This window comes from Paucibacter sp. DJ2R-2 (assembly GCF_025717675.1).
Lineage (GTDB): Bacteria > Pseudomonadota > Gammaproteobacteria > Burkholderiales > Burkholderiaceae_C > Paucibacter_A.
Map to the genome: position 1 here is coordinate 290008 of NZ_JAJIRT010000004.1, position 26321 is coordinate 316328.

21 protein-coding genes are annotated in these 26321 nt (G+C 67.5%); 8 read left to right on the plus strand and 13 right to left on the minus strand.

The window, feature by feature from the left end:
• Positions 1-700: 700 nt before the first annotated feature.
• Genes ureG through LNV28_RS12660 form a run of 8 tightly spaced genes read right to left on the minus strand, consistent with a single transcriptional unit; the run spans position 701 to position 6054 of the window.
• The gene (gene ureG / locus LNV28_RS12625) at positions 701-1375 is read right to left on the minus strand and encodes an urease accessory protein UreG (RefSeq protein WP_263517898.1); all 675 of its coding nucleotides are present in this window, start codon (positions 1373-1375) and stop codon (positions 701-703) included.
• Entirely contained in the window at positions 1372-2046 is a 675-nt protein-coding gene (locus LNV28_RS12630) for an urease accessory protein UreF (RefSeq protein ID WP_263517899.1), read from the minus strand. Before LNV28_RS12630 ends, ureG begins: the two co-directional genes overlap by 4 nt.
• Positions 2043-2594: an urease accessory protein UreE gene (gene ureE / locus LNV28_RS12635; RefSeq protein WP_263517900.1), complete on the minus strand. Its 552-nt coding sequence runs from the start codon at positions 2592-2594 to the stop codon at positions 2043-2045. Before ureE ends, LNV28_RS12630 begins: the two co-directional genes overlap by 4 nt.
• Positions 2591-3079 (minus strand): GNAT family N-acetyltransferase, encoded by a 489-nt coding sequence (locus tag LNV28_RS12640; protein WP_263517901.1) that lies wholly within the window; start codon positions 3077-3079, stop codon positions 2591-2593. Before LNV28_RS12640 ends, ureE begins: the two co-directional genes overlap by 4 nt.
• Positions 3080-3093: 14 nt before the next feature.
• Positions 3094-4824 carry an urease subunit alpha gene (gene ureC / locus LNV28_RS12645; RefSeq protein ID WP_263517902.1) on the minus strand — a complete coding sequence of 577 codons (1731 nt, stop codon included), beginning with the start codon at positions 4822-4824 and terminating at the stop codon, positions 3094-3096.
• Positions 4824-5129: an urease subunit beta gene (locus tag LNV28_RS12650; RefSeq protein WP_171828416.1), complete on the minus strand. Its 306-nt coding sequence runs from the start codon at positions 5127-5129 to the stop codon at positions 4824-4826. The genes ureC and LNV28_RS12650 overlap by 1 nt, the downstream gene beginning before the upstream one ends.
• Positions 5126-5707, minus strand: a complete 582-nt coding sequence (locus tag LNV28_RS12655) for a HupE/UreJ family protein (RefSeq protein ID WP_171828415.1) — start codon at positions 5705-5707, stop codon at positions 5126-5128. Before LNV28_RS12655 ends, LNV28_RS12650 begins: the two co-directional genes overlap by 4 nt.
• 44 nt (positions 5708-5751) lie before the next feature.
• Positions 5752-6054, minus strand: a complete 303-nt coding sequence (locus LNV28_RS12660; protein WP_102769195.1) for an urease subunit gamma — start codon at positions 6052-6054, stop codon at positions 5752-5754.
• 98 nt (positions 6055-6152) lie between these two features.
• Here LNV28_RS12660 and LNV28_RS12665 point away from each other — a divergent pair, with 98 nt between their 5' ends.
• Positions 6153-9635 (plus strand): hybrid sensor histidine kinase/response regulator, encoded by a 3483-nt coding sequence (locus LNV28_RS12665; RefSeq protein ID WP_263517903.1) that lies wholly within the window; start codon positions 6153-6155, stop codon positions 9633-9635.
• Positions 9629-10618, plus strand: coding sequence for a response regulator (locus tag LNV28_RS12670; protein WP_263517904.1), 990 nt, complete (start codon positions 9629-9631; stop codon positions 10616-10618). The genes LNV28_RS12665 and LNV28_RS12670 overlap by 7 nt, the downstream gene beginning before the upstream one ends.
• 22 nt (positions 10619-10640) lie before the next feature.
• Here the strand turns inward: LNV28_RS12670 and LNV28_RS12675 are convergent, their stop codons facing one another.
• The 3 genes from LNV28_RS12675 to LNV28_RS12685 form a co-directional block, all read right to left on the minus strand.
• Positions 10641-12797: a putative bifunctional diguanylate cyclase/phosphodiesterase gene (locus LNV28_RS12675; RefSeq protein WP_263517905.1), complete on the minus strand. Its 2157-nt coding sequence runs from the start codon at positions 12795-12797 to the stop codon at positions 10641-10643.
• 122 nt (positions 12798-12919) lie between these two features.
• Entirely contained in the window at positions 12920-13861 is a 942-nt protein-coding gene (locus LNV28_RS12680) for a glucosamine inositolphosphorylceramide transferase family protein (protein WP_263517906.1), read from the minus strand.
• Complete coding sequence (locus LNV28_RS12685) at positions 13854-14954, minus strand: glycosyltransferase (protein ID WP_263517907.1); 1101 nt, start codon at positions 14952-14954, stop codon at positions 13854-13856. The genes LNV28_RS12680 and LNV28_RS12685 overlap by 8 nt, the downstream gene beginning before the upstream one ends.
• A 319-nt stretch (positions 14955-15273) precedes the next feature.
• Between LNV28_RS12685 and LNV28_RS12690 the strand changes: the two genes are divergently transcribed.
• The 5 genes from LNV28_RS12690 to gtfA all read left to right on the plus strand — a co-directional run bounded on the left by LNV28_RS12690 (position 15274) and on the right by gtfA (position 22759).
• Complete coding sequence (locus LNV28_RS12690; protein WP_263517908.1) at positions 15274-16389, plus strand: LacI family DNA-binding transcriptional regulator; 1116 nt, start codon at positions 15274-15276, stop codon at positions 16387-16389.
• A 221-nt stretch (positions 16390-16610) separates the two neighbouring features.
• Complete coding sequence (locus LNV28_RS12695; protein ID WP_263517909.1) at positions 16611-18911, plus strand: TonB-dependent receptor; 2301 nt, start codon at positions 16611-16613, stop codon at positions 18909-18911.
• A 13-nt stretch (positions 18912-18924) separates the two neighbouring features.
• Positions 18925-19941, plus strand: coding sequence for a PfkB family carbohydrate kinase (locus LNV28_RS12700; protein ID WP_263517910.1), 1017 nt, complete (start codon positions 18925-18927; stop codon positions 19939-19941).
• A gap of 5 nt (positions 19942-19946) precedes the next feature.
• Positions 19947-21269, plus strand: a complete 1323-nt coding sequence (locus tag LNV28_RS12705; RefSeq protein WP_263517911.1) for an MFS transporter — start codon at positions 19947-19949, stop codon at positions 21267-21269.
• Positions 21266-22759: a sucrose phosphorylase gene (gene gtfA, locus LNV28_RS12710; protein ID WP_263517912.1), complete on the plus strand. Its 1494-nt coding sequence runs from the start codon at positions 21266-21268 to the stop codon at positions 22757-22759. The genes LNV28_RS12705 and gtfA overlap by 4 nt, the downstream gene beginning before the upstream one ends.
• Before the next feature lie 214 nt (positions 22760-22973).
• Here the strand turns inward: gtfA and LNV28_RS12715 are convergent, their stop codons facing one another.
• A complete protein-coding gene (locus tag LNV28_RS12715) occupies positions 22974-23765 on the minus strand; it encodes an alpha/beta hydrolase (RefSeq protein ID WP_263568957.1) in 792 nt (263 codons plus the stop codon).
• 448 nt (positions 23766-24213) lie between these two features.
• On the opposite strand from LNV28_RS12715, the gene LNV28_RS12720 reads away from it, so the two are divergent.
• A complete protein-coding gene (locus LNV28_RS12720; RefSeq protein WP_263517914.1) occupies positions 24214-24366 on the plus strand; it encodes a DUF3149 domain-containing protein in 153 nt (50 codons plus the stop codon).
• A 386-nt stretch (positions 24367-24752) separates the two neighbouring features.
• On the opposite strand, the gene LNV28_RS12725 is transcribed toward LNV28_RS12720, so the two are convergent.
• The gene (locus LNV28_RS12725; RefSeq protein ID WP_263517915.1) at positions 24753-26210 is read right to left on the minus strand and encodes a hypothetical protein; all 1458 of its coding nucleotides are present in this window, start codon (positions 26208-26210) and stop codon (positions 24753-24755) included.
• Positions 26211-26321: the final 111 nt, after the last annotated feature.

Sequence of the window (26321 nt, forward strand, 5' to 3'; positions counted from 1 at the left end):
CGGTGATCTGCGCCCTGGAGTCTGTCATGGCTCTGGGGCGCTTTTCTTTGCCGGGACGGCGAGAACCACCTGGGCCCAGTGGCGGGGAGCAGAACCCTGCGGTCGACCCGTGTGCGGATCGCTCACGCTGCGGTGGCTCGTCCCGCCGCCGGGCTCATGGTTCGCGGGTCGGCTCTGTGAGCCGACTCCCCTCGGTGCTCACTGCGCGGCTCAGCGGCGCCAAACTCCCTCCGTTCGCTGCGCTCACTGTGGTCAAACAGTGGCGCCGAGTCAGAACTTGAAGCGCGTGAGTACACGCGCCTGAGCCGCTCCGCTGCGCCCTCGGCCGCGCACAAATCGCTCGTCGGCGGGCCGAGCCACCTTCGGATGTGGCGCGCTCCACCGTTGATGGGGCACATCGCCCGCGATGCAAGCGCCCTGCAGCCCGGGCCGCTGCCGGGCGATTTGTGCAGGGCCGAGCAGCACAGTGCCTCGGGGCGCGCGCGTACCCGCGCGCTTCAAGCTCTGACTTGTCGCGTCTGTCTGAACGAAGCGAACGCAGGGAGCGGAGTGAGTTATGCGCCAGCCCCGAGGCGCGAGCAGCGCAGGGAAGTCGGCCCGGCAGGGCCGACCCCGTAACCATGAGCCCGGTGGCGGCGCGGGCTGCAGGGCCTCACGAGAACGACCCAAAGCTTGTTTCGTACCGAATATGTGCCCTCGCTCAGCCGCCAGACCCCAACATCCCCCGCTCCTCGATGAAACGCACCACCTCGGCCACGCCGGCCAGGGTCTTGAGGTTGCTCATCACGAAGGGCTTGCTGGCGCCGCGCATGCGGCGGGTGTCGGCTTCCATGATCTCGAGATTGGCGCCGACATGCGGGGCCAGGTCGGTTTTGTTGATGACGAAGAGATCGCTCTTGGTGATGCCCGGGCCGCCCTTGCGCGGGATTTTTTCGCCAGCGGCGACGTCGATGACGTAGATGGTCAGGTCGCTCAACTCGGGGCTGAAGGTGGCGGCCAGGTTGTCACCGCCCGATTCGACGAAAACCACATCGGCATCGGGGAACTGCGCCAGCATGCGGTCGATCGCCTCCAGATTGATGGAGCAGTCTTCGCGGATGGCGGTGTGCGGGCAGCCGCCGGTCTCCACGCCCAGGATGCGCTCGGCCGGCAGGGCGCCGCTGATGGTCAGCAGGCGCTGGTCTTCCTTGGTGTAGATGTCGTTGGTGATGGCCACCAAGTCCCAGCGCTCGCGCATGGCCTTGCACAGCATCTCCAGCAAGGTGGTCTTGCCCGAACCGACCGGGCCGCCGATGCCCACGCGCAGGGGCGGCAGGCGCTTGCTGCGACCGGGAATGTGGTGCAGCGGGGTCAGGTGCGAGGTGCTTGGATTCATGATCGGAACAGGCGGGAGTACTGGGTTTCGTGGCGGGCCGAGAGAATCGCCAGCATGGGAGAAAAAGCCTGACGCCGAGATCCATCGGTGGTGATCGCCTCGGCCACCGCCGCGGGAATCTCGGCGGCCAGGCGGGCCAGGATGCGCTGACCGGCGCTCTGCCCCAGCGGCACCGACTTGATGGCTGCGCCGACCATGGCCTCGGACCAGGCGAAGGCGTAGGCCAGCAGCGCATCCTCGGGCGCGGCCTCGCTGGCCGCCAGAGCCAGGGCCATCACCAGCGGGTAGCAGGGCTGACCCAAAGCCTGGCACTGGGCGATCTGCGCCGGGGTGGCGGTGTCGTGGTTGCGCAGCCAGTCCAGCAGCGAACGGCCCATCTGCTCGGACTGCAGGCGCAGCTCGGCGCTCTCGCGGGTCTGCAGCAGCCAATCGTTCAGGCGGCGCAAAGTGGCCAGGTCGTCTTCGCGCCAGGCGCGCAAGGCCTGGGCCGCCAATGACAGGTCGCCGCGCGCCTGGCTCAGGCGCAGCTGCTGCGAGAGCCAGTGGGCGGTGCTGGCTTCGTCATGCACCCAGCCATGGGCCACGGCCGATTCGATGCCCTCGGAATAGGAGAAGCCGCCGATCGGCAATGCCGGCGAGGCCAGCCAAAGCAGTTGCAGCAGGGCGCTCATGGATGATCGTGATGATGATGGTGAGGGTGGTGAGCATGAACATGGTCGTGCCCATGGTCATGGCTGTGCCCATGCGCCGCCGTATAAGCCCCGCCCTCCGGCTCGAAGGGCGCGTCCAGCGCCTGCACCTGCAGATGCGGCTGGGCGCGCAGCATGTCGGCCAGCACATGGTCGGGCTCGATCTGCAAATAGCCGGGCTGCAACTCGATGGGCACATGGCGGTTGCCCAGGTGGTAGGCCGCGCGGATCAGGTCAAAGGGCGAACCGTGCTCCGCGCAAGCGCTGATGCGCAGCAGCGCCTGGGGCGCCGCCTCGACGCGGATCAGGCTGCCATCCTCGGCCAGCAACACATCGCCGCCGCGCAGCTGGCTGCCGCGCGGCAGGAACACACCCAAGGCCCGGCCGCTGGAGTCCTCGGCCTGAAAGCGGCTCTTCTGCCGCGTGTCCCAGTCCAAGCTGAGGCTGGCCGCACGGCGCAGCAGCGCTGGTGCCAGTCCCTGGCCTTGCGGGATCAGGCGGGCCACTTGCAAGTGCGCTGCGGCGCTCATGCCAGCACCAAGGTCATATAGCAGCTGTGGGGGTCGAGCTGGTAGCGGCCGAAGGGCTCGCAGACGATAAAACCCTCGCTGGCATAGAGCTGGTGGGCCGGCTCGAAAAAAGCCTGCGTGCCGGTTTCCAAGCTCAAGCGGCGATAGCCGCGCTGACGAGCCTCGGCCAACACATGGCGCAGCATGCGTCGCGCCAGGCCGCGGCCACGCAGCGCGGCGGCGGTGCGCATGGATTTCAGTTCAGCGTGCTCCTCATCCATGCGCTTGATCGCGGCGGTGGCAGCCAGAATCGGGCCCGCCGGCTCGTTCAACCACGCCGTCCAGAAGGCGATGTCCGGCTGGCGCAGCTTGTTCATGTCCAGCGCATGCACGCTCTCCGGCGGCGAGGTGGCGCGCATGTCTTGAAGATGCTCTTCCATGAAGGCGGCAATGCGCGGGTCGCTGAGGTCATCGAGGCGGATCAGCAGGTCGGTTTCGGTGGGCATGGCAAGTGGGGGTATCAGAACAAGAAATAGCGTTGGGTCATAGGCAGGCTCTGCGCCGGCTCGCAGCTGAGCAGCAGGCCGTCGGCGCGCACGGCATAGCTTTGCGCATCGACCTCCATGCGCGGCGCGTAATCGTTGTGAATCATGTCGCGCTTGCCCAGGCCGCGGATGCCGCGCACGGCGGACAGCGTCTTTTGCAAACCATAACGCTGGCCCACCCCGGCCGCCAGGCCGGCCTGCGACACAAAACTCAGCGAGCTGCGCGCCAGGGCGCCGCCGAAGGCCGCGAACATGGGCCGGTAGTGCACCGGCTGGGGCGTCGGGATGGAGGCATTGGGGTCGCCCATGGCGGCCAAGGCGATGCTGCCGCCCTTGAGGATGATGCTGGGCTTGACGCCGAAGAAGGCCGGTTTCCAGAGCACCAGATCGGCCCACTTGCCGACCTCGACGCTGCCCACCTCGTGGCTGATGCCATGCGCAATCGCCGGGTTGATGGCCAGCTTGGCCACATAACGCTTGACCCGCGCGTTGTCATTGCCAGGCCCATCACCAGGCAAAGGCCCGCGCTGCACCTTCATCTTGTGCGCCGTCTGCCAGCAGCGCAGGATCACCTCGCCGACCCGGCCCATGGCCTGGGAGTCGGAGCTGAACATGCTGATGGCGCCCAGGTCGTGCAGGATGTCTTCGGCCGCAATGGTCTCGCGGCGGATGCGGCTTTCGGCAAAAGCCAGGTCCTCGGCAATCGCCGGGTCCAGGTGGTGGCAGACCATGAGCATGTCGACATGCTCGTCCAGGGTGTTGATGGTGTAGGGCCGAGTCGGGTTGGTGGAGCTAGGCAGCACATTCGCCTCGCCCACCACCTTGAGGATGTCGGGCGCATGGCCTCCGCCGGCCCCCTCGGTGTGGAAGGTGTGGATGGTGCGGCCTTTGAAAGCGGCCACCGTGTCCTCGACAAAGCCGCTCTCGTTGAGCGTGTCGGTGTGGATGGCGACTTGGGTGTCCGTGGCCTCGGCCACGTTCAGGCAGTTGTCGATGGCGGCCGGCGTGGTGCCCCAGTCCTCGTGCAGCTTGAGGCCGATGGCGCCAGCCTCGATCTGCTCCTGCAGGGCCAGGGGCTGGCTGGCATTGCCCTTGCCGAGAAAGCCCAGGTTCATGGGAAACGCATCGGCCGCCTGCAGCATGCGCTCCAGATGCCAGGCACCGGGCGTGCAGGTGGTGGCCAGGGTGCCGGTGGCCGGGCCGGTGCCGCCGCCCAACATGGTGGTCACGCCGCTGGCCAGGGCTTCCTCGATCTGCTGCGGGCAGATGAAGTGGATGTGGGTGTCCACCGCGCCGGCGGTGACGATCAGCCCTTCGCAGGCGATCACCTCAGTGCCGGGGCCGATGATGATGTCCACGCCGGGCTGGGTGTCGGGGTTGCCGGCCTTGCCGATGGCGACGATGCGGCTGTTCTTGAGGCCGATATCGGCCTTGATGATGCCCCAGTGGTCGAGGATCAGGGCGTTGGTCATGACCGTGTCGACCGCGCCTCCGTCCTTCCCATCACCGCGGCCGCGCTGCGACTGCGCCATGCCGTCGCGGATCGTCTTGCCGCCGCCGAACTTGACCTCCTCGCCGTAGCCTCCCGCGCGCAGGGTCAGGTCTTGCTCGACCTCGATGATCAGTTCCGTGTCGGCCAGGCGCAGGCGGTCGCCCACGGTGGGGCCGTACATCTCGGCATAGGCGCGTCGTCCCAGCGTGGCCATCACAAGCTCCCTTGCACCAGGCCGCGAAAGCCGTGAACGATGCGCGCGCCGGCCAGGTCCACCAGCTCCACGGTGCGCTGCTGGCCGGGCTCGAAGCGCACGGCCAGGCCGGAGCCGATGTTCAGCCGCATGCCGCGCGCCGCGGCGCGGTCGAACTGCAAGGCCGCATTGGTTTCGGCGAAATGGTAGTGGGAGCCGACCTGGATGGGCCGGTCGCCCGCGTTCTGCACCACCAGGCTCAGCGTGCGCCGGCCGGGGTTGAGCAGGTGCTCGCCCTCGGGCGTGAACAGCTCGCCGGGAATCATGCGCCGACCACCCGGGTCATCAAGGCCAGGCCCAGCAGCGCAATGCCGCCACCCAGCACGCGGCTCAGCGGCAGGGCCCAGCGCGCCTGCGTGCGGCGCAGCCACAGGCCCAGGCCCAGGCCGGCCACATGGAGCAGCCAGGTCGCCAGCACCATGCCCAGCAAGGCCAGGCCGCCGTCCAGCTCAGCACCATGGGCCACGCCGTGGAAGCAGGCAAAGAAGCCCACCAGACCCATGGCCAAGGCTGGCGCCAGTGCGCGCCGGGTGGCGGCGAGCAGGCCCAGGGCCAGCACCGAGGCGGCGATCATGGGCTCGACGGCCGGCAGCTCCAGGCCGCTCAAGCCCAGCAGCGCACCGACCAGCAGCAGCACGGCAAAGGCCAGCGGCGCCTGCCAGGGCCGACGCAGGGCCAGGCCGCTCCACAAGCCCACGGTCAGCATGGCCGCCAGGTGATCGGCCCCGCTCAAGGGGTGGAAGAAGCCGGTGATGAAGTCATGGCCGTGGGCGGCATCGCCGGTGTGCGACACGGCCACCAGGGGCAGCAAACCAGCGAGGGCGGAGACGAGAGCGCGTTTCATGAGGGCGGATTCCTGTCGGTGTCGTGGAAATGGATGAGGGGCGATCAAACAATCGGTTGGTGGACCGTGACCAATTTGCTGCCATCCGGGAAGGTCGCTTCCACCTGGATGTCGGGAATCATCTCGGCCACGCCGTCCATCACATCGGCGCGGCCGAGCAGTTCACGGCCCTCGCTCATCAGTTGGGCGACGGTCTTGCCGTCGCGGGCGCCCTCCATCACGGCGGCGCTGATGAAGGCCACGGCCTCGGGATAGTTGAGCTTGAGCCCGCGGGCGCGCCGGCGTTCGGCCAGCAGGGCGGCGGTGAAGATCAACAGCTTGTCCTTCTCTCTCGGCGTCAGTTCCATGGTGTCCTGCTCGGGTGTTGCGAGGGCTGTTTGCAAGTCCCGTGCCGACTTGGAGACCGCAGCGCGCAGGCGGCACGAAACCTGCTCGCAGTTCGCCCATGAGCGCCCTGCCCCACGATGTGCCGCTGCCCCTGCATCCGCCCCTTCATCCGCCCGAAGCCGGCCCGGCGCCGCAGCGCGTCATCAAGATCCGACGCGACTACAACGCCTGGGTGGCGCGTGAAACGCTGGAGGACTACGCCCTGCGCTTCACGCCGCAGCGCTTTCGCCGCTGGTCGGGCTTCCGGGTGGCCAACACGGCCTTCGGCGCGGCCTCCTTCCTGATCCTGGAGGCCGTGGGCGCCACCTTGCTGCTGCAGTACGGCTGGGCCAATGCGGCCTGGGCCATCGTCGCCACCGGCCTGATCATCTTTCTGGCCGGCCTGCCCATCAGCATCTACGCCGCCCGCTACGGCGTGGACATGGACCTGCTGACCCGCGGCGCCGGCTTCGGCTACCTGGGCTCGACCCTGACCTCGCTGATCTACGCCAGCTTCACCTTCATCTTCTTTGCGCTGGAAGCGGCCGTCATGGCCTACGCCCTGGACTTGGCGCTGGACATCCCGCCGCGCTGGGGCTACCTGATCTGCGCCCTGCTGGTGATTCCCCTGGTCACCCACGGTGTGTCGGTCATCAGCCGCCTGCAGCTGATCACGCAACCGCTCTGGCTGGTCCTGTTGCTGCTGCCTTTCGCGGCGGTGCTGTGGCAAGAGCCGCAGGCCTTTGCCGGTGCACTGCACCATGCTGGAGCACTCTCGGGCACGGCTGGCTTCGAGTTGCGCCACTTTGGTGCAGCGCTGACCGTGGGCATCGCCCTGATCACGCAAATGGGCGAACAGGCCGACTACCTGCGCTTCATGCCCGCCCTGCCGGCCGATGCCGCGCCGGCGCAGCGGCGGCGCTGGTGGGCGGCGGTGCTGGTGGGCGGGCCGGGCTGGGTGCTGCTGGGCGTGCTCAAGATGCTGGGCGGCGCCTTGCTGGCCTGGCTGGCCCTGAGCCACGCCGTGCCGGCCGAACGCGCGGTGGACCCCAACCAGATGTACCTGGCCGCCTACGAGTATGTGTTCCCGCACTACGGCTGGGCGGTGGCGGCCACGGCGCTGTTCGTGATCGTGTCGCAGCTCAAGATCAATGTCACCAATGCCTATGCCGGCTCGCTGGCCTGGAGCAATTTCTTCTCGCGCCTGACGCACAGCCACCCGGGGCGGGTGGTCTGGGTGGTGTTCAACACCTTGATCGCCTTCTTGCTGATGGAGATGAATGTCTTCGAGGCCTTGAGCGCCGTGCTGGGCCTGTACGGCAATGTGGCCATCGCCTGGATCATGGCCGTGGTGGCCGATCTGGTGATCAACAAGCCCCTGGGCCTGTCGCCCCCGGGCATCGAGTTCAAGCGCGCCCATCTCTACGACGTCAACCCGGTCGGCGTCGGTGCCATGGCCCTGGCCTCGGCGCTCTCGGTCAGCGCCCACCTGGGACTGTTCGGGCCGGATGCCCAGGCCTTCTCGGCCCTGATCGCCCTGGTGACGGCCTTGCTCGCCTCGCCCTTGATCGCCTGGGCCACGCGCGGGCGCTACTACTTGGCGCGTGCACCGTTCGGTGAAGACCAAGACGATGGCCGCCCCCTGCGCGCGCGCCGCTGCGTCATCTGCGAGCGCGAGTACGAAGGCCCGGACATGGCCCAATGCCCCGCCTACCAGGGCGCCATCTGCTCGCTCTGCTGCAGCCTGGACGCGCGCTGCGGCGATCTCTGCAAACCCCAGGCCCGGCTCTCGGCGCAATGGTCGGGCGCGCTGCGCCGCCTGCTGCCGCGGCCGCTGTGGCCGGTGCTGGACAAAGGCCTGGGCCATTTCCTGCTGCTGATGGGCGTGCTGCTGCCCCTGCTGGCGGCGCTGTTCGGCCTGCTCTACCACCAGGAGCTGCAAAGCCTGGGGTCCGGCGAAACGCCGGCCAGCCTGCGCGCCGGCTTCCTCAAGGCCTATGTGCTGCTGAGCCTGGGCCTGGGCATTGCCGCCTGGTGGCTGGTGCTGGCCCACCAGAGCCGCGAGGTGGCACAGGAGGAATCGAACCGCCAGACCGAGGCCTTGATGCGCGAGATCGCCTCGCACCGCCGCACCGACGAGGCCTTGCAGGCCGCCCGCGTGTTGGCCGAGCGCGCGCAAGCCGCGGCCGAGGCCGCCAACCAGGCCAAGAGCCGCTACGTCAGCGCCATCAGCCACGAGCTGCGCACCCCCCTCAACAGCATCCTCGGCTATGCCCAGCTGATGGCCGAGGACACGCACGAGCTGCCGCCGCGCCGGCGTCAGGCCGTGCAGGTGATCAAGCGCAGCGGCGAACACCTGCTGAGCCTGATCGACGGCACCCTGGACCTGGCCCGCATCGAAGCCGGCCGCCTGAGCCTGGAGCTGGCGCCCCTGCGCTTCGAGGACTGCATGCACGAACTGGCCGAGATGTTCGAGCCCCAGGCTGCCGCCCAGGGCTTGCAGTTCCGTTTCGAGGTGCAGGGCGAGCTGCCGGCCTGCGTGCGCGGCGACGAGCGGCGGCTGCGCCAGATCCTGATCAATCTGATCGGCAATGCCATCAAGTTCACGCCGCGGGGTCAGGTCACCCTGCGCGTGCGCCATGCCCGCGAGCTGGCCCTGATCGAGGTGGAGGACAGCGGCCCCGGCCTGGACGCGGCCGAGCTGGCGCGCATCTTCGAGCCCTTCACCCGCGGCAGCAGCCGCGGCACCGGCGCCACCGTCGGCGCCGGCCTGGGCCTGACCATGGCGCAGATGCTGGCCCGGCTGATGGGCGGCGAGTTGAACGCACGCAGCACGCCGGGCCAGGGCTCGGTGTTCAGCGTGCGCCTGTTTCTGCCGGCCTTGCCGGACAGCACCCTGCCGCCGGCGCGCGCGCCCCGCCCGCGCCTGGGCTATGCCGGGCCGCGCCGCCTGCTGCTGCTGGTCGACAACGAAGAGGCCGACCGCCAGCTGTTGATCGAGCTGCTGGCGCCGCTGGGCTTTGAGCTGCGCAGCGCCAGCAGCGGCCATGATGCGCTGGACCTGATCGTCAGCGGCGGCCTGCGGCCCGACGCCGTCCTGCTGGACCTGGCCATGCCCGGCATCGACGGCTGGGAGACCCTGCGCCGCCTGCGCGCCCTGAACCTGCCCCAACCGCCACGCGTGGCCATCGTCTCGGCCAATGCCTTCGAGAAAGGCCAGGAACATGAGGGCGGCATCAGCGCCGCCGACTTCATCACCAAGCCGGTGCGCCATGCCGAGCTGCTGGACTGGCTGGGCCAGGCTTTGGCGCTGCAATGGTTGGATCAAGCCACGGAAGTGCCGGAAGCCTTGCCGCTGAAGCAGACGCCCCTGCCTGCTGAACACCTGCCGGCCCTGCGCGAGGCCCTGGAGCTGGGCCACTACCGCGGCGTGCTGGCCGCGCTGGACCGCATGCGGGCCGGCCAACCCGACTGCCAGCCTCGTGTGGAGCAGCTGCGCGAGCAGGCGCGGCAGTTCCAGTTCGAAGCCATGCTGCTGAACCTGGAGGCCACGCCATGCTGACCACGACATTCAGCAGCACTGAGGGGTCGCGCAGCGAGCGCGTGCTGATCGTCGACGATGTGCCGGACAACCTGGCCCTCTTGCACGACGCGCTCGATGAATCGGGCTACACCGTCTTCGTCGCCACCAGCGGCGAGGCGGCCCTGGCCCGCGCGCGCCAGGCCCAGCCCGACATCGTGCTGCTGGACGCGGTGATGCCGGGCATGGATGGCTTTGAGCTGGCCCGCCGGCTCAAGGCCGCGCCGGCCACGGCCGGCATCCCGCTGATCTTCATGACCGGCCTGACCGAGACCGAGCATCTGGTGGCCGCGCTCGAAGCGGGCGGCGCCGACTATGTGACCAAGCCCATCAAACCCAAGGAGGTGCTGGCGCGCATGCAGGTCCATCTTCGCGCTGCTGCCCAAGCGCAAGGCGCTGTGCAGACGCGGCGCGCGCTCGATGCCTTCGGCTACGCCAGCGTCACCGTGCGCCTCAGCGACGGCCGCCTGATGTGGCAGACACCGCTGGCGCGCGAACTGCTGCAGCGCCACTTCCCGGCCGAGCCCGGCGGCCTGCTGCCAGCGCCGGTGCGCACATGGCTGGCCCGGCAATCGATCAGAGTCTCGGAACTGTCGCGCGAGCCGCCGCGCTTTCAGCACGAACAAGGCGCCTGCCGCCTCAGTTTTGCCCTGCACCCCTCGGGCCTGGATGCCTTGGACGAAGGCGACGAATGCCTGCTGGTCATGCGCGAGCACAGCGACGCCGCCCTGATCGAAGCCATGGGCCTGAACTTCCGCCTGACCGCGCGCGAGGCCGAGGTGCTCTACTGGGTGGTCAAGGGCAAGATCAACCGCGACATCGGTGACATCCTCGGCGCCAGCCCGGCCACGGTGAAGAAGCATCTGGAGCGCGTCTTCGCCAAGCTGGGCGTCGAGACCCGCACCTCGGCGGCGGCCATGGCCTTGAACCGCCTGCGCCAGCTGCACCCGCAGTGGGAGTTGTGAGGCCGCCCTCGGGCTGGCTTGATCAGCGCCGCGCGGCCAGCCAGTCCTGCAGCTCGGCCGGCGGCATGGGTCGGCCGAAGCAATAACCCTGAGCCTCCTCGCAGCCGAGCTCGATCAGGATCTGGCGCTGGCCCTCGGTCTCCACGCCCTCGGCCACCACGGCCAGGCCCAGGGCCCGGCCGATGCCAAGCACGGCGCTGGCCAGGGCGCGGTCGTCGGCATCGGTTTCCAGGTCGCGCACAAAGCTGCGGTCCAGCTTGAGCTCGCTGACCGGCAGGCGTTTGAGGTAGCCGAGGCTGGAATAGCCGGTGCCGAAATCGTCGAGCGAGAGCCGCACGCCCATGGCGAAGAGCTTGGCCAGCTGCCCGGCGGTGCGCGGATCGTGGTCCAGCAGCAGGCGCTCGGTCACCTCCAGCGTCAGCTGCTCGGGCCGCAGGCCATGCCGGCTCAGCAGGGAGGCCACATGCGCGGCCACATCGTCCTGCTGGAAACGGGTGGGCGAGACATTGACCGAGACTGCGCGGATGCCGGCCCCTTGCTCCTGCCAAGCCGCCAGCTGCTCGCAGGCCGCCTCCAAGACCCAGGCGTCCAAGGCATTGACGAGGCCACACTCCTCGGCCACCGGGATGAATCGATCGGGGGGCACCGGGCCGCGCTGCGGGTCGGTCCACCGCAGCAAGGCCTCGGCGCCGACCACCGCGCCGTCGCGCAGTCGCAGCTTGGGCTGGTAGTGCAAGCGCAAGGCCTGGGTCGACATGGCCAGGCGCAGCGCGCCTTCCAGCGCCACGCGCTCGTCCAGGGCTTGGTTCATGGCCGGTAAAAAGAAGCGCGCGCAATTGCGACCGGCGCGCTTGGCCTCGTACATGGCAATGTCGGCGTCCTTGAGCAGCTGTTCCGGGTCCTGCCCGTCCTCGGGGAAGCAGCTGATACCGATGCTGGCGCTCATCAGCAGCGGCGCCTGATTGGGCAATTGCAGCGCAGGCTCCAGGGCGGCCAAGAGCTTGTCGGCGACTTGCATGGCCTGCGTGCCGCTGCAACCGGGCAGCCAGGCCACAAACTCGTCGCCGCCAAAACGGGCCAGGGTGTCGGCCTCGCGCAGACAGGCTTGCAGACGTGTGGCCACCTGGCGCAAGACCTCGTCACCGATGGCATGGCCGAAGCTGTCGTTGACGGTCTTGAAGCGGTCCAGATCCAGCAACAATAGGGCGGCCGGGCTGCCGCTGAGCATGGCCACCGGCAGGGCCTGGCCCATGCGGTCGTGGAAGAGGCTGCGGTTGGGCAAGCCGGTGACGCCATCGAAGTAAGCCAGGCGTTCGATCTGGCGCAGATGCTCGTCGTGCTTGAGCGCCACACTGCAGAGCTGGGCACAGGCCTCGACCATGCGCCGGTGGAAAGGCGCCACTTCGCGCGCCTCACGGTAGTAGAGCGCGAAGGTGGCCGCGACACGGCTGCCGTCGAGCAGGATGGGGGTGGACCAGCATGCGCCCAGGCCGGCCGCCAGCGCCAGCTCTTTGTAGTCGGCCCAAAGCGGATCCGTGGCGATGTCGCGCACCTGCACCGCCTGCTTGCGCCAGGCAGCCGTACCGCAGGAACCCACGGAAGGGCCGATCTGCACGCCCTCGAGTGCGCTGCTGTAACTGAAGGGCAAGCTCGGCGCGGCCAAAGGGTGCAAATGGCCCGGTGCGTCCACCGCCAGCACCGAGCAGATCACATCGGGCGCCAGCGCCTCGACCCGCCGACACAAAAGGTCCATCACCACCGGCAGGGGCCGGCCCATGGCCACGGCTTCCAGCACCTGGTTCTGCAGCTGAGCCACGCTCTCTCTCTCGCTGCGCTCGTCCATGGGCCGCAAGGCCAGCACAGTCAGGGGCGGCGCATCGTCGCTGTCATGGGCCTGGAACTGCAACTCGAAGCTGGCCAGACCGCCGGTGGCCAGGCGCAGCTGGGCATGAAAACTCTGGCGCTTCGGGCTGCGGCTTTGCGCCAGCAAGGCTTGCCAGCGGGTCGAACTGATGTCGGGAAAGCAATCGGAGAGGCTGTCGGCGGCCACCGCCTGATCGAGAAAGAATCGGTTGGCATGGCAGATGCGGCCCATGCCATCCACCCAGACCAAGCCCAAGAAGGCCTGGTCCAGCGATGCGCAGAGGGCTTGGGCGTCAAGCGACGCGAGTCGGGTCAAGGATTGCACATCAGCCTGCTCGCTCCGGGTGGATCCACAGCCATGGTACGCCCCGCCCTGAGCCGAGGTGCGCCGCAGTGTTGTCCCTGCGCCGCACTCGGGGACTCACAGGGCCCGGGCGCTCACACCGTCTGGGGAAGCGGCTGCGGACGACCGAACAAACGGCGGGCGCGCCGCTTCAGGTCCAGCCATTGCTTGGCACGCGAGCGATCGATACGCTTGACATCGATGAGGGTCAGGTCTTGACAGGCCGAGAGGGTGTGCAGGCCGTCGGGATGATCGGCTCGCGCCATGGCACCTTGCAAGAACAGCCCGGTGGGCGCGTACTGCACGCGCTCCAGGCTGAGCTGCTCGAAGCGCAGCATGCGGGTTGCGCCGCCATAGGTCTGCGAGCTGTCCTGCACCGGCAGCATCACAGCGCCATCGGCCGCATGGAAGGGCCGACCGGCCGGCCGGGCGCCGCTGCGGTCGACCCGGATGGGGTTGCCCGCATGGAGTGTCCAGGGCCCGGTCAGCGCCGGTGCATGCGCCAGATGCAGCTCGCGTTGGTCGCGCGCACCTTTGCCCACCAAGGAGAAGAACATCCACCAACGGCCCTGATGCTCGATCAGCGAAGCGTCGGCCACCGGCAGATCGCTGAGCAGGGCGCATTCGCGCTGCCAGTGGTTCAGGCTGTCGTCGCCGCGGTAAAGCGCCACCTCGCCGGCTTGGGCGCTCTCGGGCACCATGAAGGTGGCGCCTTCATGCTCGAAGACCTGGGGGTAGGACAGATGAAAAGGCCGGGCCAGCACCGTGCGCTGGCTGCGCCACTGCAGATCGGCCGCGCTCAGCTCATGGCGCTCGATCACCGCGTGCTTGGTCCGGTAGTCGAAGGCTTCGACGAACACATGCAAGGCATCACCGCGGCGCAGTCCAAAAGGATCAGCCAGGTAGCGCCAGGGTCCGGCCGAGGGCAGCCAGACGATGGACGGGGCCAGGGCTTGCAGGCGGGCCGCGTCGAGCTCGGCAATCGGCGCCGGCACGATGCCGACCTGCCAGAAGTCGGTGCGCGGCCGCTTAAACATGGGCCGGACTGCCCTGCAGCTGCGGCTGGGCGCCCGGAGCCTTGGCGCGGCGGCTCAGCACATCGCGGTAGAAAGCGATCACGCGGGCCACGGCCTGCGGTCGTTCATAGGCGCTGAGGCAGTAGTCGACACGCTGGCGGTCGACCGACTGGCCGGGCTGCGGACGCAAGGTAGCCAGGCGTTCGCGCAAGGCGCGGCCCAGGGCCGCCACATCGCCCACCGGCACCAAGGTGGCCGGCTGGCCGGCCAGCATTTCCTGCGGCCCCTGGGTGGCCGTAGAAATGATGGGCAGCCCGGCCCGCATGGCTTCCAAAATCGCCAGCGGAAATGCTTCCTCACGCGAGGCGGAAACAAACAGGTCCAGGGACTGCAAAGCCGCGTCGACCTGAGCTCGGTAGCCCAGCAAGTGGATGCGTGGGTCGGCGCCGCAGAGACGCTGCAAGGCCTCGCGCTCCTTGCCCTCACCCAGAATGACCAGGGCTGCATCGGCCGGCGCTTCGGCCTGGAAGGCCTGGATCAGCAGGTCCATGCCCTTGCTGGGATGCAAACGCCCGACCGAGCCGACCAGGAGCTGATCGGGGCGCAAACCCAGCTCGCGACGCAAGCACAGCGACAAGGGCGCCGGCCCACGTTCGGGCGCCCAGTTGTGGATCACGCTGACGGCACCTCCATAAGCCTGCAGCAGCTGGGCCTGGCTGCGGTTGACGCAAATCAGGCCGTCCTGGCGGGCGTGGTGGTGGGCTTTGTAGCCCACATGGAGCGTGGCCACGCGGGCCGCGCCACGGACCTCGGCCACCGCCTTGCAAGCCGGACCCAGGTGGCCGTGACAGATGTCGGCACCCAGGCGACGGGCCAGGCGGCGCACCCGGCAGCCGCGCAAGAGCGGCAGCGCCAGGCCATGAAACTGGATGCCGGGGCCCAACTCGCCGGCCACGGCCGAGCCGCGGCTGCCGATCACATGCACGCGGTGGCCGAGGGCGGCCTGGGCATGGGCGAGGTCGATGCAATGGCGTTCACCGCCGGCAATGCGCGAGGAAAACACCACATGAACGATGGTGAGCGCGGAGCTGTTGGCGGGGCTGGCGAGGGACATATTGGGGGTCTCGGAGGCGGGCGATCGGTGTATCAAAATGAAACCGCAGCAAATCTTAACAATGCTTAACGTGTCAATTCCACCGTACAGGCCCCGTGTTTGCTGGGGTTTGGGCCGAAGTTGCAGCGGACGGGCTGCCGAGGCGCGGTGTTTGACACGCTTGCCTCGAGTTTGTTCATCGAGCGCACGCAATGAAAGCTTTTGCGCCCTTGGCATTGCTTTTCTGGAGGCGAAGCACAGGCCGTTCTCGATCACCGCGCGCACCGCGTTTCGCCCTGATGCAGCTCCGCCGGTAGGGGCTGCGGCACAATCCCGGCCCATGTCCAAGCGCTCGCCGTCCTCGGCCCCACCGGCACCGCCGCCGACCGGGGCTTCTGCTCCATCGCCTGCCGCCGCCTCGGTGGCACGCCCCGCCGCGGGACCCGCCGAACAGCGCCGCCTGCAGATGGCCGATATCGCCCGCCTGGCCGGCGTCTCGGTGTCTACCGTTTCACGCGCCTTGAGCGGCAGCACGCTGGTCAATGCTGAGACGCGGCAGCGGGTGGCCGAGTTGGCCCGTTCGCTGAACTACTCGATCAACCTCGGTGCGCAGAACCTGCGCCTGCAGAAAAACCGCACCGTGGCGGTGGTCGTGCCCTTCGAGGCGGCCTCGCGCCAGCACATCTCCGACCCCTTCTTCCTGGCCCTGGTGGGCAGCATTGCCGATGCGCTGACCGACCAGGGCTACGACATGCTGCTCTCGCGCGTCGACGCCGAGCACCTGGATCTGGCCGCACAGTTCTACGACTCGGGCAAGGCCATCGGCGTGATCATGGTGGGCCAGTGGCGCCACCACGACCAGCTCAACGCCCTGGCTGCACGCCAACTGCCCTTGGTGGTCTGGGGTGGCGCCCTGCCGCAGCAGCTCTACTGCACCGTGGGCGGCGACAACGCCGACGGCGGCCTGCAGGCGACGCGCCATCTGCTGGCGCTGGGGCGGCGGCGCATTGCCTTCCTTGGCGACGCCCAGCTGCCCGAAGTCTGGCTGCGCCGCGAGGGCTACCATCAGGCCTTGAAGGAAGCCGGCCTGCGCGCCGATCCGGCGCTGGAGTTGGCCCTGCCCTTCGAGCCGGCCGGCGCGCGCCTGGCACTGGAGCGCTGGCTGCCCGAAGCGCCGAACTTCGATGCCGTGGTCGCCTGCAGCGATTTGCTGGCCCTGCAAGCCATTCACACCTTGCGGGCGCGTGGCCGGGTGGTGCCCGATGACGTGGCGGTGGTCGGTTATGACGATATGCCCCTGGCCGCCTACTGCGACCCGCCGCTAAGCACGGTGCATCAGCCGGTGTCGAAAGCGGGCACCGAACTGGTGGCCGCTCTGATGGCCCAGCTGCGCGGTGAGCGCAGCGATTCACGCACCCTGGGCGTGAACCTGATCGTCCGGCGCAGCGCCGCCTGACGATCGATTGCAAGAGTTTTGTCAAAAACCTTGTTGCCATTAGGCAGATACGCGTTTCCCCTTGTTTGCAATCGATTGCAATAAGTTCCAGAATGGTGCCCAAGAAGACGGCAGTGGTGCACGATGCCCTAAAAGGCAGCAAGCCCACCAGCGGTCTCGATGTTCCGCGGGGCACGCCGCCTTCCCTGAGCATGCCCCGCCCCTCCAAGGAGACAGATACCATGCGACAGCACCAGCCATTCTTTTCCCGCCGCCCAGCTTTGGCCGCCATCACCCTGGCCCTGCTGCAACTGCCAGCCCTGGCTCAGCAAGCGGCCGCGCCCGCCGGCGAGGCCGAAGCGGCCCAGGACAGCAAACAAGGGGCTGACAAACAAGACCGGCTGAAACTCAACCAAGTGGTGGTGACCGGCAGCTCGGTGCGCACGACCAAGATGAAGCAAAGCCTCTCGGTCAGCTCCATCGACAGCGAGCAGATCGCCAAGGCCGGCGCCAGCAGCGCGGCCGAGCTGCTGCGCAGCGTGCCGGGCCTGCGCTCGGAATCGACCGGCGGCGAGGGCAATGCCAACGTCACCGTGCGCGGCGTGCCGCTGTCGGCCGGCGGCTCGCGCTATGTGCAGATGCAGGAGGACGGCCTGCCCGTGCTGCTCTTCGGTGACATCTCCTTCGGCACCGCCGACCAGTTCCTGCGCGCCGACTACAGCACGGCCCGCCTGGAGGTGGTGCGCGGCGGTTCGGCCTCCACCCTGGCGTCCAACTCGCCCGGTGGCCTGATCAACTTCATCAGCAAGACCGGCGCCGGCAAGCCCGCAGGTGCCATCGGCCTGAGCGTGGGCCTGGACGACCGCCTGATGCGCCTCGACGCCGACTACGGCGGCAGCATCGGCAATGGCACCAGCTTCCACATCGGTGGCTTCCAGCGCATCGGCGAAGGCGGCCGGCCGACCGGCATGAATGTCGAGAACGGCGGCCAGATCCGCGCCAAGCTGACGCAGAAGATAGCCGCGGGCTATGTGAGCGTCAGCGTCAAGGCCTTGAACGACCGCACGCCCTCCTTCATGCCGGTGCCCGTCACGGTAGACAAGGGTCAGATCCGCACCATCTCCGGCATCGACCCGCGCACCGCCTTCTTCATCACCCCCAGCCTGGCCAAGGACAGCGGCTACAACAAGGACGGCGGCACCAGCACCAGCAACACCCGCGACGGCCTGCGCATCAAGAGCCTGGCCCTGGGCTTCGAGGCCGGCCTGGATCTGGGCAACGGCTTCAGCGTGGAAGAGAAGTTCCGCAAGGCCAGCAACTCGGGCCGTTTCATCGCACTCTTCCCTGCAGACAACGGCAACAACGGCGCCGATAAGTCCTTCACCGGCACCTTGTTCAACACCTCGCTCGACAACTTTGACAACACCTTCAACGACCTGAAGCTGAGCAAGGTGATGCAGAGCGACGGCGTCAAAACCACCCTGGTCGCCGGCCTGTTCTACGGCGTGCAGAACGTGGCCCAGACCTGGTTCTGGAACCAGTACAAGCTGAGCATGCAGGGCGAGGGCTCGCAGGTGCTGAACGCCGCCGGTCAGCCGGGCACCGGCCCGATCGCCGAAGGCTGGACCACCTGGGGCGGCTGCTGCACCCGAACCTTTGACGTGCAGTACACCCAGACCTCGCCCTACGCCGCGGCTGCGGTCGACCTGGGCAGCCTGACACTCGACGGCAGCCTGCGCCGCGATGAGCAAAAGGCCAGCGGCTACTCCCTGTCCGGCAACAACACAGCCAAGACCTGGGACGCAGCCAGCCAGAAGACGGTCAACTACAAGGTCGGCCACACCTCCTACTCGCTGGGCGCCAACTACAGCGTGACGCCCAATCTGGCCGGCTTCGCCCGCGTCAGCAACGGCGTCTCCTTCAGCGCCGACCGCCTGCTCTACGGCAATCCGCTGGACGGCTCGGTGCCCATCAGCGTCAACGAGATCGACCAGGTGGAAGGCGGCCTCAAATGGCGCCAGGCCGGCCTGAGCCTGTTCGCCACCGTGTTCAACGCCCGCACGACCGAAAGCAACTTCGAGATCACCACCCAGAAGTTCAGCGCCAACAAGTACAAGGCCAGCGGCCTGGAGCTGGAAGCGGCCTACAGCTGGGGCGACTTCAGCCTGAGCGGCGGCGCCACCTTCACCAGCGCCAAGATCAAGGCCTCGAACGACGCCGCCATCGTCGGCAAGAAGCCGCGCCGTCAGGCCAACTTCGTCTACCAGCTGGCGCCGAGCGTGATGCTCGGCCAGATCGAGGTGGGCGCCGCCCTGGTCGGCTCGGGCAAGTCCTACGGTGACGATGCCAACACCATCACCATGAAGGGGTACACCCTGGTCAATGCCTTTGTGAACCTGCCCCTGGGTGACAAGGCCCAGCTCTCGCTGTCGGCGAACAACCTGTTCAACACCCTGGCCTACACCGAGATCGAGGGCGACGGCCATGCCGCACGCGCCTTCAACGGCCGCAGCCTGCGCGCCACGCTGAAGTACAACTTCTGATCGCGGCGGCCTCATGCAGCAGCCTAGCTCTGCCGTCTTGCTGGTGGGCGAGGCGCTGGTGGACGAGTTCCACGAGCGCCAGGTCGCCGGCGGCGCGCCCTTCAATTTGGCGCGCTCGCTGGGCGCCTTGCTGGCCGACGGGCCCGGGTCGCAAGCCCCGGTGTGCTTCGTCAGCCGCATCGGCCACGGCGATGCCGGTGGCGCCCTGATCCGCACCAGCCTGCAGCGCTTCGGCCTGGCGACCGAGGGCGTGCAGATCGACCCCACGCATGCGACCGGCCGCGTCACCGTCAGCGAGCAGTTCGCTGCCGACGGCAGCCCGGCCGGCCACAGCTTTCACATCCACACGCCGGCCGCCTGGGACTTCATCGCCTCGGAACCGGCCTTGGCATCACTGGAAGCCCTGCGGCCGCGTTTCCTTTACTTCGGCACCTTGGCGCAGCGTGGCGCGGTCTCGGGCGCCAGCATCCAGGCCCTGGCCAAGCAAGCCCGCAGCCTCGGTTGCACGCGCTACCTGGACCTGAACCTACGCGCCGGCACCGACACGCCCGAGCTGGCCGCCGCCTCGCTGGCCCAGGCCGACTGGCTCAAGGTCAACGACGAAGAGCTGGGCTTGCTCTTCCGCTGGTTCGGCCGCGTCGGCGATGCGGCGCTGAACCCGCTGGGCGACGCCCAAGCCTTGAGCTCGGCCGTGGCGACGCTGATGCAGCGCTTTGGCTTGCAGCGCCTGATCCTCACCCGCGGCAGCGCCGGCTATGCGGCCTTCGCCGCTGACGGTGAACTGCTGGCGCAAGGGTCAGGTCTTGCCATCGCCCAACTGGTCGACACCGTCGGCGCGGGCGATGCCTTCAGCGCCATGCTGCTGGCCAGCCAGATGGGCGGCCATGCGCTGCCGGACAGCCTGCAACTGGCCAATCGCTATGCCGCGGCCCTGTGTGGCGAGCGCGGCCCCATGCCCGAGGACGACGCCTTCTTCCTGCCATGGCGGCAGGCCCTGCAGCAACAGACGCTGACGGAAAACGCCTCATGAGTCATATGAACAAACCCAGACTCAGCTTCTGGCAGATCGTCAACATGAACATCGGATTCTTCGGCATCCAGTTCAGCTTCGGTCTGCAGCAGAGCAATATGAGCCCGATCTACCAGTACCTGGGCGCGGACGAAGCCAGTCTGCCCTTGCTCTGGCTGGCCGGGCCCATGACCGGCCTGCTGGTGCAGCCCCTGGTCGGCGCCTTCAGCGATCGAACCGTCAGCCGCTGGGGCCGGCGCACGCCCTACTTCCTGATCGGCGCCCTGCTCTGCAGCCTGGGCCTGCTGGCCATGCCCTTCAGCCCGACGCTGTGGTTTGCCGCCGGCCTGCTCTGGATCCTGGACGCCGCCAACAACGTGACCATGGAGCCCTACCGCGCCTACGTCTCAGACCGGCTCAACACCAGCCAGCATTCCCTGGGCTTTCTGACCCAAAGCGCCTTCACCGGCCTGGCCCAGACCCTGGCCTATCTCGCGCCCACCTTGCTGGTGCTGATGGGCATGGACAAGGACGCGCTGGGCAGCAACAACATCCCGCAGATCACCCTGACGGCTTTTCTCATCGGCGCCGTGTTTTCCATCAGCACGGTCTGGTGGTCGGTGCGGCGGGTGCCTGAGTTGCCGCTGAGCAGCGATGAGCTGGAGCAGATGCGCCGACAGCCGCGCGGCCTGGGCGCCGCGCTGCGAGAAATCTGGAGCGCGCTGCGCGAAATGCCGCGCACCATGCGCCAGCTCTGGTGGATGAAGCTATTCCAGTGGTACGCCATGATGTGCTACTGGATCTACATCGTGCCGTCACTGGCTCTGACGCTCTTCCAAAGCAGCGACCCGCATTCCCAAGGCTTCCGAGACGCCGGCCTGGTGAACGGACAGATCGGCGGCTTCTACAACTTCGTCGCCTTCCTCGCGGCCTTTGCGATGGTGCCCTTCACCCGGCGCTTTGGCCCCAAGCGCGTGCATGCGCTGTGCCTGGTGCTTGCCGGCGCTGGCATGTGGGCCATTCCCGAAATCCAGAACCGCTGGCTGCTGCTCCTGCCCATGCTGGGCGTGGGTCTGGCCTGGGCCAGCATCATGGGCAACCCCTATGTGCTGCTGGCCGGCAGCATCCCGCCCGAGCGCGCCGGGGTGTACATGGGCATCTTCAATATGTTCATCGTCATCCCCATGCTGATCCAGATGGTGACGCTGCCGCTGATTTATCACAGCCTGCTGGGCGGCCGCCCGGACCATGTGATCCGCCTGGCCGGTGCGCTGCTGGTCTGCGCCGCGATCGCGATGCTGCGCGTGCAGACCACGCCTCAGCCTTCCCCGTCCGAATTGAAATCATGAAGAACCAAGTCCAACTGATCACCTACGTCGACCGCCTCGGTGGCCGCCTCGACGGCCAGGACCTGCAGCGCCTGCGCCGCCTGCTGGGCCAAGGCGGCGCGCTCGGTGAGGTCTTCGGCGGCGTGCACCTGCTGCCTTTCTTCCATGCCATCGACGGCGCCGATGCCGGCTTCGACCCGATCGACCACACCCAGGTCGACCCGCGCTTAGGGACTTGGGACGACATCAAAGACCTGACGGACAGCCTCGACGTCATGGGGGATGTGATCGTGAACCACATGTCGAGCAGCTCGCCCCAGTTCCTGGACTACTCGGCGCGCGGCGACGCCTCGCCCTATGCCGGCCTGTTTCTGACCCTGGATGCAGTCTTTCCGGAGGGCGCCACCGAAGCCGATCTGCTGGCCGTCTACCGGCCGCGCCCCGGCCTGCCGGTGCAGATGGCCACACTGAAGAACGGCCAGAAGAAGCTGCTCTGGACCACCTTCACCGCTGCCCAGATCGACATCGCCGTGCACCATCCGCAGGGCCGCGCTTACTTGCTGAGCATCCTTCAGACCTTTGCCGACAAAGGCATCCGCATGGTGCGCCTGGATGCCGTGGGCTACGCCATCAAGAAGGCCGGCTCCAGCTGCTTCATGATGCCGGAGACTTTTGCCTTCATCGATGAGTTCGCGGCACAGGCGCGCAGCCTCGGCATCGAGGTGCTGGTCGAGATTCATGCTTACTACCAGCGCCAGATCGAGATCGCCGCACGCGTGGACTGGGTCTACGACTTCGCTCTGCCGCCCCTGGTCTTACACGCTTTCTTCTTCGCCCAGTCCGGCCCGCTGCAGCAGTGGATTACGCAGCGGCCGCGCAATGCGCTGACGGTGCTGGACACGCACGACGGCATCGGCATCATCGACATCGGCGCCGACGCCAGCGACCGCGAAGGCCAACCCGGCCTGGTGCCGCCAGCCGAACTCGATGCTCTGGTCGAACGTATCCACAGCAACAGCGGCGGCGAGAGCCGCCAAGCCACGGGCGCTGCGGCCTCCAACCTCGATCTCTACCAGGTCAACTGCACCTTCTACGACGCCCTGGGCCGCGACGATGTGCGCTACCTGCTGGCGCGGGCGTTGCAGTTCTTCCTGCCGGGCGTGCCCCAGGTCTACTACGTCGGCCTGCTGGCCGGCCACAACGATATGGAGCTGCTGGCCCGCAGCGGCGTCGGCCGCGACATCAATCGCCACTACTACGACGAGGCCGAGATTGCCTCCGAGCTGCAGCGCCCCGTGGTGCAGCAGCTGATCCAGCTGATCCGCCTGCGCAACAGCCACCCCGCCTTTGCCGGCGAGTTCAGCAGCGAGGCCAGCAGCCCGCAAGACCTGACCCTACGCTGGAAAGCTGGCACGCAAGAGGCCACGCTGCATGTGAACTTTGCCACCCTGGCCCACGAACTGAGTCACACCGATACGGCCGGGCAACTGCAGCGTCTGCAGTTCCACTGAAGCGCTGCGGGGACGGCTGGAATCGGCGCGGAGCCGTCGTTCGCGGAGAAGTTTCAGCACGCAGAGTTCGCAGAGGACCGCAGAGGACGCTGAGAACACAATCCTCGCCTTTCTTCTCTCTCTGCGACCTCTGCGAGCCTCCGCGCACTCTGCGTTCGTATTCAAAACTCGGCGAACGACGGTTCTGTGCCGACAAACGCCCTTGCCAAGCGACTCAGCGCGGCTCCGCCAACCAGTCGGTGATCAGCCCCACCGCTTCAGCTTCCATGCCGACGAAGCCATGCCAATGCTGCGGCTCGCAGGGCTCGCCGCTGGCGGGTCCGCCGCCGTCGGCCCAGATCAAGCGCTTGACCGGCGCGCCGCTGAAACGCTGCAGCAAGGCCGGCACCTCCTGCGGTTTGCACACCCAGCAGGCATCTTTCTCATGGTGCAAAAGCAGCACGGGCTTGCGTATCGCCGCCAGGTCTAGACTCGGCAGGGCGCCGGGCTTCTTCATGGCAACGATGCTGGAACTGAGCACCAGGCCGGCGATTTGATCGCCTAGGGCGATGGCGCCAGAGGCCGCCGAAATCGTGCCGCGGCTGGTGCCGACCAACCACAGCGGGCGGTCGCTGCGCGCCTTCAGCGCCGCTACCACATCGGCGATGTCAGCCAGGTGCGCGGGCAAGATGCGGTCTTCGTAGCCGAGCTCGGCGCCGTCGGCGCGCCGGCCAAAGATGGCCACCTGGTAGCCTGCGGCTTGAAACGCAGCCGAGCTGCGCACGAGAAAGTTGCCGCCCTGCGGCCGGCCATCGACCAATCGGCCAAAGCCGCCTCCACCGCCCGGGAACAGCAGCACCGTGGCACGCGCCTGCTCGCGCTCAGCCCAGAACACAGTCACGCTGCTGCCGTCCCGGGTGGGTACTTGAAGCATCTGCCCCTGGGCGGGCCCGGCCACACTCCGCGCCGCGAAGCAGAGCAGCATCGGCAGCAAGAGAAGCTGGTACAAAGCGCGAACAAGGGACATGGGCATGGCGGCGCAAGGATCGAGGTGCGCGGATCTTAGAACGGCCATCGCTCACAGTACTGGTGCACCGCCTTGCCCTGAAATGGGGCGCCCGCCCTGGCATGGGCAAAAAAAAGCCCCAGGCACAAGGCCTGAGGCTGGAATCCACCCAGGGGCGGTGGAGGAGACAACTGAAGTTGAGATAGCTATTGCAGCTTCCGTGCCAGCTTCTACCCTCCGATCATGAATTCGGTTCATGAGATGGAGGCAGCTTCGGTCCGCGCTGCGTTCCTCTCGCCAGCCCCAGTCACCAGACATCACGATGTTCGACCACTTCCCCTTGTTCCCATGGCTCCCTACGCGCCCCTCTGTCTGCGCAGGCTTTGCGTCAGCTCAAGTCCGAGCCAGCTCGTAAGGCGCCCAATCCGAGCATGGGCCACCCACACCACCGGCCCACAAGGAGCCAACGATGAGCGTGTTCAAGGATCTGTTCACTTCCGATGTCGGCCTGATGAGTGCCGCCGTGATTGCCATCACCCTGGGCATGGGTGCGTTCTATGTGCGCTACTTTCTGCGCCATATCGCCAGCGACAGCGCTGCTGCTGCACAGAAGCTGCGCTGAAAGGCACGGGCTCGACGGCTCGGACCTGAACGACGAGATAAGCATCGCGCGCCTCGGACTTGACGCGCGCAGTGCGTGGCCGCATCGACCCGCGTCTTCACCGAAAACGGACAGGCCCAGGCTGCGGCGCGGCGCTTCGCCCGCTAGAGGCCGTGACCCACGACTGATCGGCATCGATCAAACTGATCGCCGTCACCGGCGCAGCGCAGCATTTCGCGGCAGCTGTCCAGCAATTCAAGCGCCTGCAGACGTTCACGCTCCTGAGCTGGCAAAGGCTGGGGGGGATCACTCCGCGTGAGGCATGAGCGGCATGGCAGCCGGATGCATCTCTGTCAGGGCAAGAGAACTGAAGCACCCCAATTGCCGTGGCGGTTGCCGGGGTTCGCCTAGGCCACAGCTGCGCAGCGGCGCAAGGGGCGGGCATCCAGCAAGCGCAGCAGCGCTTGGTTTTGGGCTGCGGCTGCCTGTGCCCTCAAGGACACCCGCGCCTGGGTCGGACAGTTGATGCGCTGAAGCTCTTCGTCACTCAAACCCGCCAAGACCGCCAGCAAGGGCGCCGAATAGTCCATCTTCGCCGAGAACAGGCCATGGCCTGCCGCATCGGCAGTGTCGAGCGCCACGCCGCGCTGCAACATATAAGCAAACAAGGCCGCACCTCCGTCGGGAGCTTTGGTATTCAACGTGAACTCTCGGCGCCGAAGTGCCGCTTCCTCCGGCGTCAATGGGCGCATGCGCTTGTCGATGGACGCTATCTCCGCCTCGCTCAGCGGCGGCGGCTTGAACCCGAAACGCTCCGTTGAGTCATGGCCGAATCGGCGCAAGGTCCAGGACTGCAAGGTCGACCAGTTGCTGACTTCGGTCACCGTCGGCTGTCGCTCGCTGGGCCCAGGCAGGCTCCCGTCCGGCTTCGGTAAACGCACATTGATGAGCAAGCGCGTGGTGACATCCGGCGACAGACCGAGATCCAGCGCAAACTCGATCACGTCTGCGGCCTGGGTTTCGACCGCGAACCTCAAGAGGTCCTGGCCCGATGGGCCATCCAGTTTCAGGTTCACACCCTGGGCCTGCAGGGCCCGCAGCCCGTCAAGCTTCAAGGGCGTGTTTTTCTCCTGCAGCTCACGCAAGGCCTCCTGCCAGAGCGTTTGCCGCGCATCGGCCGACAGCGGCAGCTGCTTACGTGCGAGAACTGCCAGCAGGTCTGGGTTCATGCTGCGAAACACGGCCGAAGTGATCGCCGCTGGGCCGCCGGAATGCTCTTCCGCGTAGCTGCTGTCGTCGAGCAGAAGCGCGAGGATCTCGGGATGCGGGCGCTCAATGGCGCACTCCTTGGCGACGCGGAGCTTCACGTCCAGCGTGTAGACAGGCCGTGGTGGTGGCGTCGGCACGCTCATCAAGGCCTCAAGCGCCGCCTTCGTGTCCGCACAGGCGGCCACTCGCAAGGTCTGTTGCTGCCAGGCCTGATTGGCGAACTGCTCTTCTTGCTTTCTCTGCGCCACATGCCGCTCGGCAGAAAGCCGGTCCCGCTGCAGACGTTCGTAGATGAAGCCAGAAATCAGCGCACCCCAAACCACCAGAGCCAAGATGAAGACGGCACCACGGCCGAGCCAAGGTCCCCTCAAGGGCTGGTCCGCCGCGCCCGCGTTGTCACGCAGCCCCTGGGCAATCCATGACTGGATGGTGGGGCTGGCCGCAGCGATCAGCAGGGGCGGCAGAAAAACACCGGCCAGCACCGCCAGCAGGAGCAGCAAGAGCTGCCCTTCAGAAGCATGGGCAAAGGCCCACGCCGGCCCGGCCAGAGACAAGGTAACGCCGGCCACGGCCAGCCGAACAGTGGTTTTGTGCATTCGTTTGGAAGCCTGCTTCATCGGCTCGGTTCGGCTTGGACTCTTTCGCCCCGATACCGGCAGCGCGGGCAGCATAGCGGCCGAACGCCAAGTCTCCATGTGTCCAAAGTC